The organism is Massilia consociata (genome assembly GCF_042432755.1).
Classification (GTDB): domain Bacteria; phylum Pseudomonadota; class Gammaproteobacteria; order Burkholderiales; family Burkholderiaceae_D; genus Telluria; species Telluria consociata.
Window position 1 is genome coordinate 161,199 of record NZ_JBHLWP010000010.1, and the last position, 14,324, is coordinate 175,522.

Here is a 14,324-nt window from a genome sequence, read left to right on the forward strand (position 1 = left end):
CCGTGAAACAAGAGGAAAGACTGGCGGGCTGCGTCCGTCAGGACGCCGGTGCGGGAAGGGAAGTCATGGATGTCTCCGGCTGATGGCGCATTGGTGCCAATGGTTATGGGAGCTGCATATCCATTCTAGCCTTGGAGATATTGCGCACAAGCTAGCGCGCGAGCACGCTGCTTGTGCGCTTTTGCACAGGCGCATTCCTGTGCAAAATCAAAACATTGCTATTGCATCAGCTCCGAGATCATCTTCACCGGCGCATTGCCGTAGCTGAGGAACTGGTCGTGGAATTCCTTCAGGTCGAAGCGTTCGCCCAGCTGCTGCTTGCGGCGCTCGCGCAGGGCCATGATCTGCTCGTAGCCGCTGAAGTAGCTGGTCAGCTGCACCGAGGTGAGCGTCACCCGGCGCCACTTTTCGTCGGCTTCCTGGCGGGTCTGGAAGGCCTGGCGCACCAGCAGGTCGATCGCTTCCGGCTGCCCCATGCCCAGCACGTGCACGCCGTAGTCGAGGATCGTGTTGGTGACGCTGCGCAGGTTCCACTTGGAGTACATCAGCCACATCTCGGGCGCGTTGTCGCCGTAGCCGTTCTCCAGCATCATGCGCTCGCCGTACACGGCCCAGCCCTCGACCATGGCGCCGTTCCCGAACAAGGATTTTATGAGGGAAGGCGAGCGGTTCGCATACACCAGCTGGGCGTAGTGCCCGGGAATCGCCTCATGGATGTTCAGGATCTGCAGGATCCACTCGTTGTACTCGCGCAGGCTGCTCTCGGCCTGTTCCGGTGTGAGGTTGTCCAGCGGCGTGACGTTGTAATAGGTCTTGTCCTTCGGGCGGTAGGGGCCCGGGGCATCGATGCTGGCGCCGGCCACGCCGCGCTGGTACATCGGCGTCTCGCGCACCTCCAGCGGCTTGTCGGCGTCGAGCGTGAGCAGGTTGCGCTCGGTGACGAACTTGTGCAGTGCCGGGATCTGGCGCCGGATCTCGGGCAGGAAGTCCTCGCGCGAGACGTGGCGCTCGGACAGCTTGTCGATCATCATGCCGATCTTCTTGAAGCGGTCGCGCGGCTTGGCCCTGCCTTCCATGTAGCGCGGCCACAGCTCGTCCGAGATCGTGTCCATGCGGGCGAGCAGCTCTTCGCGCGTGGCCAGGGCCTTGCGGAAGGTCTGCTCGGCGCTGCTCGAGGACTGGATCTCGAGCGCGAACTTCTGCTCGTACAGGTCCTTCCCGGCGCGGAAGGGCCGTGGCTTGACCGTACCATTCGTCATGTTCCTGTCCAGCGCCGTCAGGAAGTCCACATAGCCCAGCACCGCGGTGCCGGCGTTGGCGATGCGCTGCGCGAAGATCGCCTTTTCCTGCACGGTCAGGGTCGATTCCTGCGCCGCCTTGCCCAGGTCGGCCAGCACGGCGATGGTGCCCGGCGCCTGCCCGATGGCGAGCTGGGTATGCTCGCGGGTGGGGTTGGCGATCGACGCCTGCGCCGCCTCGTAGAAGGCGGGCACCTCGGCCAGGCGCCTGAGGATGGTGCGCAGGCGCTGCGGCTTGGAGGCGTAGCCGGTGTTCAGGATCAGGTCGAGTGGCTGGGCGACGTTGTACAGCGCCGGGTTCCACTCATGCTCGCGCCAGGTGGTCAGGTTCCAGCGGTCCTTCTCCAGCTTGTTCACCAGCAGGGCCAGGTCGGTGCGCTGGCGCGACGACAGCTGCCTGGTATCGAGCTTGCCCAACTTGTCCAGCCATTCGTTGGCGAAGGCGAGCTTTTTCGCGCGGGTGGCGGCGTCGGGAATGGTGAGATTTGCGGCCTGGTCGAACTTGCCGACGTAGATGCCGCCTTCCGGGTCGATGCGCCACAGGGCCGTCAGGTACTGCATGCTCATGGAATCGAAGCGGCGGTCCAGGCGCCTGGCGGAAGCGCTTGCCGTTGGTGCGGCGGCGACGGCAGTGGCGGCAGCGGCGGTGGCAACCGCGGCCTTCTTGACCGGCGCCGTCGGCTTGCGTTTGTCGTTTGCCTTCGATTTGACCACCTTGGCGGCTTTCGCCTTGCCCTTGGCGGGCTTGGTGGTCTTGGCGCTGGCTGGCGCCAGCGCGAAACTCGCCAGCAGGACAGCTAGCGCGATTTTCGTTTTCATCATCCTGTTCGAACCCTATGGATTAAAGGTCGGCTTCCTCCGCGCGGCAAGCGCTGGGCGGAGCCCGAGAAGAGTAGCACCATTCAGGACGCTTGCGGGCGGCTGAAACATTCCGACACAGCAGGCTTATTCGATGGCGCCCGAGCGCACCATGTCCCGGTGGGTGGCGTTGATGGTCTCGACGGCCCGGCGTCCTCCGGCGATGTGGTGCAGGACGATCCCGCTCCCGCGCGTAAAACGGTGGCCGATGAATACCGTGGTGGAACGGGTCGCCCAGCTGACGAAACCGTTGACGTAGGTGGCCTCGCCGATGTCGCGCCATTGTATGCCGCGCACGTCCCGTTTCCACGGCAGGACGCCGGATACCACCCACACGCCCACGTCATCGTAGTACAGCTGCACGCTGCGCACCATCAGGAAGCGGTAGGCAAGCAGCAGCGCCGACAGCACCAGCACGACGGCGGCGGCGATATCGTTCCACAGGAAGGCCAGCGGCAGCGCGACGAAGAACAGCGCCACGGCCAGGGCCAGCACGCCGCCATAGGCCAGCCAGGATTTGACGCCGAGGACATGCGCTTGCGAGGCAGTTGCCGCTTTGTCCAGTTCCATGGCTTTACTCTTCCGTAAAAGCGGCATGATCACATGGAATGCCGCGTTGCGCCAGTAGGCGTCCGAACAGTGTGAGCAGTGTGGCAACGCAACCGATTGTCGAATGCGCGGTTGGCGGAGCTTACGGCCTACGCAAGGCTGAGGCCCTGCTTCAGCATGGCCAGCATCTCGCCCGGCGACATGCGCGCCGCCGTCTCGGTCCCCTCCAGCAGGCTGTCGGCCAGGTCGCGCTTGCGGTGGTGCAGCTCGACGATGCCTTCCTCGATGGTACCGCGCGCCACCAGCCGGTAGATCGTCACCGGCCGCTGCTGCCCCATGCGGTGCGCGCGGTCCGAGGCCTGGTCTTCCACCGCCGGGTTCCACCACGGGTCCATGTGGATCACGTAGTCGGCCGCGGTCAGGTTGATGCCGACCCCGCCCGCCTTCAGGCTGATGAGGAACAGCTCCCCCTCCCCGGCCTGGAAGGCATCCACGCGGCGCTTGCGTTCCTGCATGGGGGTGGCGCCGTCGAGGTACTGGTAGGGGATGTGCTTGCCGTCCAGGTATTTGCGGATCAGGGTCAAATGGTCGACGAACTGGCTGAACACCAGCACCTTGTGGCGGTTCTCCAGCAGGCCGTCGACCAGGCGGGCAAAGGCGACCAGCTTGCTGCTCACCAGGCCGGCGCCCGGCGCCACCAGTTCGGGGTTGCAGACGGCGCGGCGCAGCCGCATCATCTCGGCCAGGATCTCGATCGACTTCTGGCTCTCCGGCGCTTCCAGCGCGGCCAGCTTGTCCAGCGCCTGGCGGCGCAGCGATTCGTACAGCGCGCTCTCGTCCTGGGTCAGCTCGACCGGGATCACGATCTCGGTGCGCGGCGGCAGCTCGGTGAGCACTTGCGCCTTGGTGCGGCGCAGGATGAAGGGCTGCGTCAGGCGGCGCAGGCGGTGCCTGGCACCCGCTTCGGCCCGTTTGTCCTGTGCTTTTTCAATTGGCCCGGCAAAGCGCAGCTGGAACTGCTCGGCACTGCCCAGCAGGCCGGGGTTGATGAACCTGAACAGGTTCCACAATTCGCCCAGGTGGTTCTCGAGCGGGGTGCCGGTGGCGGCCATCCGGAAGTCGCCCTGCAGCGCCATCACGGCCTGCGAGCGCTTGGTGTGCATGTTCTTGATGGCTTGCGCTTCGTCCAGCACGATGCTGTGCCACGTGCGCTCGGCAAAGAGCGGCGCTTCCAGCTGCAGCAGGCCGTAACTGACCACCACGACGTCGAAAGGCCCCGCGTCGTTCACCGTCGCGGCGCGGTCGCCTGGCCCGAACAGCTTCATATTCAGCGTCGGCGCAAAGCGCTGCGCTTCGGCGATCCAGTTCAGGCAGACGGAGGTCGGCGCCACCACCAGCGCCGGGCCGCTTGGCGCGCGCGCCAGCAGCAGGGCCAGCGCCTGCAGCGTTTTTCCGAGGCCCATGTCGTCGGCCAGGCAGGCGCCGACGCCCCAGTGGGCCAGGCGTCCCAGCCACTCGAAACCTTCGCGCTGGTAGTCGCGCAACTCGGCCTGCAGGGTGGACGGCAGTTGTGGCGTAAACGCTTCGGTATCTGCAATGCGCTGCAAATGCTCCCGCCAGGCAGCGTCGGCTGCCACGCCGCCGGCCTCGCGCGCCAGCTCGGCCAGGGAAAAACTCGCCAGCGGATGCATGCGCAGCTCGTCGCCGTGCAGGGTGCCGTAGTCGGCGAGTTCCATCAGGCGGCGGTGCAGCTCGTCGCTCAGGGCCAGGTATTCGTTGTCGCCCAGCGCCACGAAGCGGCTCTTCTGTTCGCGCACGCGCTCCAGCAGGGACTGCAGGCTCATGACGCGTTGTTCGTCGATCACCACATCGCCGCTGGCGGCGAACCAGTCGCGGTCGCGGCGGATCTGGATGCGCACCGATTTCGCGTTCGCGCGTTTCGCGACGCGGAAATTTTCGCCTTCGGGCCACGCCACGACGCATTTTGCCGGGTCGAGGTTGCGCAATTCGTCCACCAGTTCCAGGCACAGCAGGGGCTGGCCGAGGAGCCATTCGCCGTGGTCGAGTTCTCCGTGCTCGAGCGCGTGGCAGGCGCCGACCAGTTCGCGCTCGGCGTCGCGCTCGGCGTTCAGGTTGCGCCTGGCCTCGAGGCGTACGCCGTTGACGTCGGCGATGACGCTTTCCGCGCCTTCCCCGGGAGAATAGTAGGCGCCGGCGTCCGGCAAGGGGCGCACCAGGATCTGCATGCGCAAGCCCTGCTGGTAGGGGCGCAGGTGCAGGTGCAGGCGCGGGTCGGCCGCCACCTGCTCGATGTCGCCCGGGCTGGCGCCGATGTCCGACTGCACGGTGACGATCGAGGAGATGGCGCTGATCGCGCGCAGCACGCGGCGCTCGGCTTCCAGCGGCACTTCCAGGCCCTCGCCGACGATGGCGGCGATGCGGCGGTGCTCTTCCGAGATGCGCACCAGGCGCAGCCGGGTCGGGGTCTCGCGCGTGACGATGACGTCGCCGTCCTGCTCGCCCGGCGTGGGGTGCAGGGAAATCAGGACCTTGGCGCCGCGCGCCTTCACCAGCAGTTCCGGCTCGCCCGGCAGCAGTTCCACGCGCGTGCCCGGCGCATCCATCCAGAACAGCAGCGGATGGCCGACCAGGGCACCCAGGGCCTTGTCCAGCTCGAATTCGAAGCGGATGCTGGTGCTGCCGTAGTAGCGGCGGCCGGCGATGGCCGACACCACCTGCACGTCCTGCGCGGTGAGGAATTCGAGTTGCTGCGCTTCTTCGGCCAGGCGCTTCAGGCCGAGGGCGCGGCCGCGGCTCCAGCCGCCCTGCGCGTCGCGTTTCTGTTCGCGCGGCTCCAGTTCCTGCACACCCATGTGCTCGTCGTAGCGGATCATCCACACCAGGCGTGACTCGCGCACGGTCTCGGCATTGAGCGCGGGCTGCAGGTTGATGAGGGCGTTGAGCTGGCGCTCCCATGGCTCCTCGCGCTCGAACCAGTGGGTCATGTCGGTGAAGCGGCGGGTACGGCGCAGTTCGCCCGCGCGCTGTTCATGGCCGATGCTGCCGGACCCGCCCAGCTGGCCCAGCAGCCCGGCCAGCTGCGCGGAGAGAAGATCGAAGCCGGCGCGCTCGGACTGCGCCAGCATTTCTTCGATGTCCTTGCGCTTGCCCGCCAGCTGCGGCAGGCCGAGCCAGTGGTGCATCAGCGCGCGGAAAGTGAAAGGCTCGAGCGCCATCTCCCAGCTGCGCGATGCCAGCACTTCGGCATCGACGGTACCGCGCCGGATTTCCTGCAGCATGCTGAGCTGGAAGACCACCGCCGTCTCCGGGCGCTGTACCGCGCGCGTGGCGATGTCGAGCCAGGCGTCGGACAGCTTCAGGTGGGCGGGCTGGTTGCTGCGCAGGAGGGCCGCCAGGTAGAGGTGGGCGCCGATGCCCTCGAAGATCGCCTTGCGCTTGCCGGTTTCGCGGCGCAGCTGTTTCAAGGCCTGTTCGACGCCCGGCAGTCCCGTCTCCGGATCGTCGCGCAGCAGGGCAATGACGCTGCGCAGGAACAGGCCGGCCGCGTCATCGACTTCGACCAACAGCGCCTGCGCGCTGTCGAGCCGTCCGCACAAGACAAGGTGTTCGGCCAGCGCGGTGCGCAGCGCGATCGAGGGGTCGCCCTGGGCCGCGTGGGCTTCGGCGGCGCTGCGGATCGCCGGCGCGATGCCCGGTTCGCGCTGCGCATGCTGCACCAGCACGGCCAGCACGCCGTCGCGCAGCGCGGGATCGATGCGCTCGATGAGGGCCGGATCGAACGGGCGTGCGCACACTTCGACCAGCGGATGCAGGTAGGACGCTTCGTGGCAGCGCAGGCAGGCCGCCAGCAGCGGCGTGACCGCCGTGCCGCTCTCGCCGGCCAGCAGCGCCATTCGCAGCAGGGCCAGGCCCTGGCGGTAGCTGCGCAGGACGGGCGTGCCCTGCCAGTCGCGGCGCAGCGGGGTGACGCGTTCGTAGGCGGCGCGCAGGGCGGCGAACAGCTCCCCGTCCAGCGCATGCCGGAGTGCGGGCCACACCGCCTGCGGGGCAATCGTCACGCCGCGCTCGCCCGCGTCCGCAATGAACCCCGCGTCGCGCAGGCGGGCCAGCTCGGCCGCCCATTGCTCGGGCGGCAGCGCCAGGCCGGCGGCCATCAGGTGTTCGAGGATGCGCTGGCGGCCCATCGGCTCGCCGCCAAGCGCCAGCAGCGCGAGGATCGCCGCTTCACCGCTGTCCAGGTCCTTCAGGTTCATGCCGCCGGCAGGTTCTCGATCTCGAGCGCCGGCAGCCCGGCCGGGACCGGAATGCCGAAGACGCGCAAATAGAAGTAAAGCTCCGCCTCCAGCGTGCGCACCACGCTGTCAGGCTTGCGGAAGCCATGGCCTTCGCCTTCCAGGGTGAGGTAGGCGACCGGCAGCTTGCGCGCGCGCAGCGCCTCGACCATGGTCTCGGACTGCTGCGGCGGCACCACCATGTCGTCCAGGCCCTGGAAGAAGATCATCGGACGATCCAGTTTGTCGGTGTGGTGGATCGGCGAGCGCTCGCGGTAGACGGCCTGCGCCCGTTCGGGCGGGGCGATCAGGTACTGGTTGTAGTGCGACTCGAACTTGTGCGAATCCGCATCCAGGCCGGCCAGGTCGGACACGCCGTAGTAGCAGGCGCCCGCCTTGAACACGTCGTGGAAGGCGAGGGCCGACAAGGTCGTCAGGCCGCCGGCGCTGCTGCCGCGCACCAGCAGGCGATCCGGGTCGACCAGGCCCTGGCTCGCCAGGAAACGGGCGCCGGCCACGCAGTCCTCGACGTCGACCACGCCCCACTGGCCCTTGAGCAGGTCGCGGTAGGCGCGCCCGAAGCCGGTGCTGCCGCCGTAGTTCACGTCCAGCACGGCAAAGCCGCGGCTGGTCCAGAACTGGGTCGCCAGTTTCAGGGTGCTGGCGGCCATGCCGGTCGGGCCGCCGTGGCCGATCACGATCAGGGGCGGCAGTTCGCCGTCCTGCGGGGCGAAGTCGGCATTGGTAGGCGGGTAGTGGAAGGCATAGGCGGTGCGGCCGTTCGCGCTCGGGTAGCTGATGCTGTCGGGCACCGACAGGTAGCCTTGAGGGGGCAGTTGCGCGATCGAGCGTGCCAGCACCTCATGCCGGCCGCCGTCCAGGTCGATGCGGACCAGCTCGAGCGCGACCGTCGGTGCGCCGCCCAGCAGCGCGACCGTGTGCGCGTTCACGCGCAGTTCGCGGATTTCCTGGTAGGGCGTGGGCACCTCGGTGAGCGCGCCGCCGCGCAGGCGCGCGAGCTTGCTGACGCCGCCCTCGACGTAGGCGCAGACGATCTCGTCGTTCGAGCGGAAACCGTACAGCGAACCGCCGAAGGTCCAGTGCGGGCCGCCGAACTCCGCCTCGCGCGGGCACAGCGGGTGCACCACGCCATGGTTGTAGCGGTACAGATTCCACCAGCCGCTGCGGTCGGAGACGAAGTGCAGCACGCCGTCCGGCGACCATTCCGGCTGGCAGATCGACTCCTGCGGCCCGCCCGCCACCAGGCGGCCGTTGACCAGGCTGCCGTCTTCCAGGACGTCGGCCAGCCACAGCTCGGTGCCTTCCCACGGCATGCGCGGGTGGTCCCAGCACAGCCAGGCGAGCTGGCGCCCGTCCGGCGAGAGGCGCGGCGCCGCATAGAAATCGTTGCCGTCCACGAGGACGGTCTCGCTGCCGTCGAAGCCGATGGCGCAGATCGTGTTGTCCGGATAATGGCCGCCGGCGGAGTGGTCCTCCACCACCCCCACCAGCCGCCGGCGCCGCGCATCGACGACGAAGTCGGCGTAGCGGTGCTGGTTGCCCTCCGCCGTGACCGGCACCGGCGCACTTCCTGGTTCTATACGGTACAGGCGGCTGTCCGCATGGTGCGAGAACCACGCCACGCCGGCGGCCACCGTGCAGGCGCCGCCGCCGTATTCATGGACCTTGCTGCGCACGTTGAACGGCGCCGGGGTCAACTCACCGGACTGCGTGCCTACCAGGGTCGAGCGGCCGGCCTCGCTGGCGCGGCCTTCGAGCCAGTACAGGCTGGCCCCATCGAGCACCAGCGACGACAGCGGCGTGGCGCCGGCCGCGACCACGACGGCAGTGATGGGAGAGGTCCAGGCGCCGCAGGGGGCTTGCTGTTTGGTCATGGCGGGTTCTTTCATCAAACTGGAATCGCATTATAAGTGCGGCCGGGGGATGCGATAATAGAGGTTTTCCCTACGCTTTCATTGTCAGCCATGCCACAATTCGCCCCGCTTCAGAACGACACCTTCCTGCGTGCGCTGCTGCGCCAGCCGACTGACTACACCCCGGTGTGGCTGATGCGCCAGGCGGGCCGCTACCTGCCGGAATACCGCGCCACGCGCGCGCGCGCCGGCTCGTTCCTGGGGCTGGCGAAGAATCCGGACTACGCCACCGAAGTGACGCTGCAGCCGCTTGACCGCTATCCGCTGGATGCGTCGATCCTGTTCTCGGACATCCTGACGGTGCCGGACGCGATGGGCCTGGGCCTGTATTTCAGCGAAGGCGAAGGCCCGAAGTTCGAGCGTCCGCTGCGCACCGAGGAAGCGGTGCGCGCCCTGGCGGTACCGGATATGGCGTCGCTCGACTATGTCTTCAAGGCGGTGACCCAGATCCGCACCGCCATCAACGGCCGCGTGCCGCTGATCGGCTTCTCGGGCAGCCCATGGACGCTGGCCTGCTACATGGTCGAAGGCGGCGGCTCGCGCGAATTCCACACCATCAAGAAGATGATGTATTCCCGTCCCGACCTGATGGAGCACATCCTGGACGTGAACGCGCGCGCAGTGGCGCAGTACCTGAATGCGCAGATCGATGCCGGCGCCCAGGCCGTGATGATCTTCGACTCGTGGGGCGGCGCGCTGGCCGACGGCGCTTACCAGGAATTCTCGCTGAAGTACATGCGCCAGGTGCTGAGCCAGCTGCAACGTGAGAAAGACGGCGTGCGCATCCCGGCGATCGTGTTCACCAAAGGCGGCGGTTTGTGGCTGGACGAGATGGCCGACATCGGTGCCGATGCGCTGGGCCTGGACTGGACCGTCAACCTGGGCCGCGCGCGCGCGCTGGTCGGCGACCGCGTCGCCCTGCAGGGCAACCTCGACCCGGCCATCCTGTTCGCCGCGCCGGAGCAGATCCGCGCCGAAGTCGAACGTTCCCTGAACGCCTACGGCACCCCGTCGGCCGGCCATGGCCATGTGTTCAACCTCGGCCACGGCATTTCGCAGTTCACCCCGCCGGAGTCGGTGACGGCGATGGTCGACGCTGTCCACAGCGTCAGCCGCAAGCAGCGCGCCGGCTGATGCACTTGCCTGCTGCGGCTGGTGGCCACATCGTTGCCGCAGCAAAATCACAGTTGTTCACAAGTTCGACAAACCCCCGAATTTATTTCTGTGGACATCTTTGTGGCACCCAACAAAGTGCAAGCGCTTGATTTATAAGATATTTCCACGTAAGGGACTGTGGATTTACACAGTGCGATTGCTGGCTCACCGGTGAAATGTCCCACGATTCCTGTCCTTGTTCACAAAGTTATCAACAGACAGACTCGGGAGTGCTGAAAAGTGCTTGGTTTACGCGGACTTAGGCCAACTCTTCAAGTAAGGTATGAAGATTCTGGTGCATCGCAGCGAGTTTTCCCAGTACACATGTGCAGTTATGCACAGCAAGCCGATTCCAGGGCAGGTTGTTAACAGGGATAACTCTCGGTTTGTAAGTGACTGAATTTATGCGGGTTTTTTGTGTTTCCTTGCCGAATCTGCATATTCCGGTTGATCTAACGTAAACCTTCGGCGGGGTCAAGTACCGCGCTATTCACAAAGTTTTCCACAGCCTCTTGGTCACTTGTTTCCGTCACTATTAAGGTTGGATTTGGCACATTGCTACCTACAAGTTGCGATCGATACGCCGCTCAACAGCTGCTTCGATTACCGCTGGTCCTGCGAGCCGGGCGAAGAGCCGCGGGTGGGCCAGCTGGTGCTGGTGCCTTTTGCCCGGCGCGAGGTGGTGGGCCTGATCGTGGCGGTCAAGGGAGATACCGACGTCCCGGCCGACAAGCTCAAGGACGCGCTGGCCGTGCGCGGCCAGCTGGCGCCGCTGCCCGAGCGCTGGCTGGCGCTGGCGCGCTTCGCCGCCGACTATTACCAGCGCCCGCTCGGCGAGGTAGCGCTGCCGGGCCTGCCGAAGAACCTGCGGGTGCCCAAGACCGTGGCGCTGGACCGCGCCCTCAAGAAACTGGCCAAGCTCGAAGAGCCGCATGATCCCACGCCCTCGGGCATGCCCGCACTGAACCCGGCGCAGCAGGAAGCCGCCAACCGCATCGGCGCAGCAGAAGGTTTTACGCCGATCCTGCTGTATGGCGTGACCGGAAGCGGCAAGACCGAGGTCTACCTGCAGGCCTGCGCCCAGGTGCTGGCGCGCGATGCGCAGGCGCAGATCCTGATCCTGGTCCCCGAGATCAACCTGACGCCGCAGCTGGAGGGGAACATCCGGGCACGCTTCCCGGGCGTGATGCTGGCCACCCTGCACAGCAGCCTGTCCGAAGGCGAGCGCATGCTGCACTGGCTGGCCGGCCACCAGGGGCGGGCGCGGATCGTGCTGGGCACGCGCCTGGCCATCCTGTCCTCGCTGCCGTCGCTGCGCCTGATCATCATCGACGAGGAGCACGACCCTTCGTACAAGCAGCAGGAAGGCCTGCGCTACTCGGCGCGCGACCTGGCGGTGTGGCGCGCGCACCAGCTGGCGATCCCGATCGTGCTGGGGTCGGCCACGCCCTCGCTCGAGAGCTGGCACCACGCCAGTACCAAGCGCTACCGCAAGCTGGAACTGCGCGAACGCGCCGTGCGCGACGCCGTGCTGCCCACCGTCAAACTCATCGACATGGAGCGCGACCGCCCCAAGGACGGCCTGACCGGCGCATTGATCGCCGCGCTGCGCACACGCCTGGACCGCGGCGAGCAGTCCTTGCTGTTCCTGAACCGGCGCGGCTATGCCCCGGTGATCTGTTGCGACGCCTGCGGCTGGATCAGCAACTGCACCCGCTGCACCTCGTTCATGGTGCTGCACAAGCCCGAGCACCGGCTGCGCTGCCACCACTGCAGCCTGGAGCTGCGCATCCCGCGCGCCTGCCCGACCTGCGGCAACGTCGATCTGCAGCCGCTCGGGCGCGGCACCCAGCGGGTGGAAGAAGGCCTGCAGGCGATGTTCCCGGAAGCGCGCATCCTGCGCATCGATGCCGACTCCACGCGCCTGAAGGGCAGCGCGCAGGCGGCCTTCGACACCGTGCACCGGGGCGAGGTGGACATCCTGGTGGGCACGCAGATGGTCGCCAAGGGCCACGATTTCAAAAAACTGACCCTGGTCGGCATCCTGAACCCGGACACCGCGCTGTTCTCGCAGGATTACCGCGCCAGCGAGCGCCTGTTCGCCCAGCTGATGCAGGTGGCGGGGCGCGCCGGCCGCGCCGGCGCGGCTTCCGAGGTGCTGGTGCAGACGCGCTACGCCAGCCACCCGCTGTATGGCGCCGTCATGCGCCATGACTACGACCGCTTCGCCGCCAGCCTGTTGCAGGAGCGCCGCCAGGCCGGGCTACCGCCCTTCATGTACCAGGCGCTGCTGCGCGCCGAGGCGCCGGAACTGGCCAGCGCCATCGCCTTCCTCGAAGCGGCGCGCGACAGCCTGCCGTCCGAGGCGGTGATGATCAACGACCCGATCCCGATGACGATGACCCGCGTGCACAACGTGGACCGCGCCCAGCTGCTGGTGGAGTCGGCGTCGCGTCCGGCGCTGCAGGCGTTCCTGCGCGAGTGGGTCGAGGTCCTGCGCGCCATGAAGTCGCGCGTGCGCTGGTCGCTCGAGGTCGATCCGCTCGACATCTGACGGGATGTGGCGATCGGAGAGAATCCAGCTCCCCGTGCACGTCGGATTAGCCGGCACGCGCTTGTCGACTTAGCACTTCCCTGGCGGGGCCGCGAGCCGCCGGGCGGCCTGCACCGGCGGGGTGTCGCCCAGCGGCAGCAGCGCACTGGCGCGCGCGAGCGCACGCACCAGCGCCGCCTCGCCGGGGCGCAGGCCGCGGCCGTGCAACTGCGGCAAGGAGCGCACCGGCTCGGGGCTGATCTGCACGGCGGCGCGCACCAGGAGCCGCTGGAGGCTGCGCAGCGGCGCGGGCAACAGCGGCGCGGCGCCCATGATGCGCATGAAGTCGGCCAGGATGCCGGAGCCTTCGAGCCCGGGTGCGGTTGCCGCGAACAGCGCTTCCCATTCTGCCCACGAGCGCGGCGCACCGAGCGCGCCGTACAGCCGGGCGGAGACCCGGCCTTCGGCGAAGGCGGCATCCTTCTCGGCCGCGGACAGGGGCCGGACATAATGGTGGTAGGCCTGCGTGAAGGCGAAGGCGGCGGTCGCATGCACCCAGTCGAGCAGGCGCGGGTCGTTGGCGCGATACGGCAGCCCGTCGGGCGTGCTGCCTTGTACATGGTCGTGCATGCGCACCACGCGCGCAATCAGCTTCTCGGCCGCCGAGCGCGGGCCGTAGACGGTCATCATGGCCGCGAAGCCGGTGCGCCGCAGGCGCATGGCCGGATCGCGCTGGAAGCCGCCGTGGTCCCACACGCCCGAGCGCACCGAAGGCTCGGCCAGTTCGAGCAGCACCGCCGCCATCCCGCCGACGAACAGGGACACCGGATTGGCGAACACTTGCCAGGAAACGCCGTCCGCCGGCGCCAGGGCCGGCTCGCCGGGAGGCTGGCTGAAGTCGAAGGCCATGCCGGCAGGCGGGCGCATCAGGTCTTGTATCGTCTCGAGCATCGTCGTCCTCCGCGACGCCCAGTATATACAGGTACAAGGCCCCGCGGCCGCGCCGTCCGGCTGGCCCGGTCAGGCGGCCTTGCTGCGGCGCCGCAGCACCGTCATGCCCGCCAGTGCAAGGCCGATCAATCCCAGCGATCCCGGCTCCGGCAGGTCGACCGGCGCCGCCGCCGGCGGGGTGACGTTCAGGATGTCGAGCGCCCACATGCCGTTGCGCTTGACGTCCATTTCATCGACGAAGCCGTTGCGGAAGTTCCGGTATTGCGCGTCCTGGTAATAGAAGCCGTCGGCCAGGTTGGTGCTGACGTGGTAGTTGTTGTATTGCTGGATCGATGCCGTGTAGGTGCCGGGAGCGAGCTCGATGAGGAAGTTGATATCCCAGCATTGGCGGGTGACGGCATCGGCGGCCACCTTGCCGCACCCTGCGTCGTCCTGTTCGCCGACGAGTTGGCCCACCGAATTGAACAGCGCCACGATCGGATCGAAGCCACCCCGTGCGATCGTCTCGCCCGCGGCGTTCACGCCGCCGGCATACGACCAGGTGCGCAGCCCGACCGTCGATAGCTCGCCGACGGTGAAGTTGATCAATTGCACGTCGTTATCGTAAGTAAATTGTCCGGTGTATGACATATTTGCGGCGCCTGCCGAGGACATGGCGGCGCACAGGGCGAGGAGGGCGATCGGTTTCAGTTTCATGTCTGTTTGCTCATCAAGAAAGTAGTAATGGAAGTCGACGCGACGGCCGCCAAGGGCA

The 14,324-nt window shown here is 67.3% G+C and carries 8 protein-coding genes; 2 read left to right on the plus strand and 6 right to left on the minus strand.

The genetic code is table 11. The annotated features are described in order from the left end of the window. Positions 1-218 precede the first annotated feature (218 nt). The 4 genes from ACFFJK_RS10910 to ACFFJK_RS10925 form a co-directional block, all read right to left on the minus strand. On the minus strand, positions 219-2,120 hold the full coding sequence (locus ACFFJK_RS10910; RefSeq protein WP_379679153.1) for a DUF885 domain-containing protein: 1,902 nt from the start codon (positions 2,118-2,120) through the stop codon (positions 219-221). Between the two features lie 123 nt (positions 2,121-2,243). Beyond that, positions 2,244-2,726 (minus strand): hypothetical protein, encoded by a 483-nt coding sequence (locus ACFFJK_RS10915; RefSeq protein WP_379679154.1) that lies wholly within the window; start codon positions 2,724-2,726, stop codon positions 2,244-2,246. A gap of 128 nt (positions 2,727-2,854) precedes the next feature. Beyond that, positions 2,855-6,979, minus strand: a complete 4,125-nt coding sequence (locus ACFFJK_RS10920; RefSeq protein ID WP_379679155.1) for a DEAD/DEAH box helicase — start codon at positions 6,977-6,979, stop codon at positions 2,855-2,857. After that, on the minus strand, positions 6,976-8,892 hold the full coding sequence (locus ACFFJK_RS10925; RefSeq protein WP_379679156.1) for a S9 family peptidase: 1,917 nt from the start codon (positions 8,890-8,892) through the stop codon (positions 6,976-6,978). The genes ACFFJK_RS10920 and ACFFJK_RS10925 overlap by 4 nt, the downstream gene beginning before the upstream one ends. A 90-nt stretch (positions 8,893-8,982) precedes the next feature. Between ACFFJK_RS10925 and hemE the strand changes: the two genes are divergently transcribed. Beyond that, positions 8,983-10,065, plus strand: a complete 1,083-nt coding sequence (gene hemE, locus ACFFJK_RS10930; protein WP_379679157.1) for a uroporphyrinogen decarboxylase — start codon at positions 8,983-8,985, stop codon at positions 10,063-10,065. Between the two features lie 568 nt (positions 10,066-10,633). Continuing rightward, positions 10,634-12,640, plus strand: a complete 2,007-nt coding sequence (locus ACFFJK_RS10935) for a primosomal protein N' (protein WP_379679158.1) — start codon at positions 10,634-10,636, stop codon at positions 12,638-12,640. A 69-nt stretch (positions 12,641-12,709) separates the two neighbouring features. Here ACFFJK_RS10935 and ACFFJK_RS10940 read toward each other — a convergent pair whose 3' ends face one another. Next, positions 12,710-13,570 carry an oxygenase MpaB family protein gene (locus ACFFJK_RS10940; RefSeq protein ID WP_379679159.1) on the minus strand — a complete coding sequence of 287 codons (861 nt, stop codon included), beginning with the start codon at positions 13,568-13,570 and terminating at the stop codon, positions 12,710-12,712. Between the two features lie 69 nt (positions 13,571-13,639). Continuing rightward, entirely contained in the window at positions 13,640-14,266 is a 627-nt protein-coding gene (locus ACFFJK_RS10945) for a DVUA0089 family protein (protein WP_379679160.1), read from the minus strand. Positions 14,267-14,324 lie beyond the last annotated feature (58 nt).

Coding starts and splice junctions, on each gene's coding strand:
- ACFFJK_RS10910 (WP_379679153.1), bottom strand. CDS start 2,120: ATGATGAAAACGAAAATCGCGCTAGCTGTCCTGCTGGCGAGTTTCGCG.
- ACFFJK_RS10915 (WP_379679154.1), bottom strand. CDS start 2,726: ATGGAACTGGACAAAGCGGCAACTGCCTCGCAAGCGCATGTCCTCGGC.
- ACFFJK_RS10920 (WP_379679155.1), bottom strand. CDS start 6,979: ATGAACCTGAAGGACCTGGACAGCGGTGAAGCGGCGATCCTCGCGCTG.
- ACFFJK_RS10925 (WP_379679156.1), bottom strand. CDS start 8,892: ATGACCAAACAGCAAGCCCCCTGCGGCGCCTGGACCTCTCCCATCACT.
- hemE (WP_379679157.1), top strand. CDS start 8,983: ATGCCACAATTCGCCCCGCTTCAGAACGACACCTTCCTGCGTGCGCTG.
- ACFFJK_RS10940 (WP_379679159.1), bottom strand. CDS start 13,570: ATGCTCGAGACGATACAAGACCTGATGCGCCCGCCTGCCGGCATGGCC.
- ACFFJK_RS10945 (WP_379679160.1), bottom strand. CDS start 14,266: ATGAAACTGAAACCGATCGCCCTCCTCGCCCTGTGCGCCGCCATGTCC.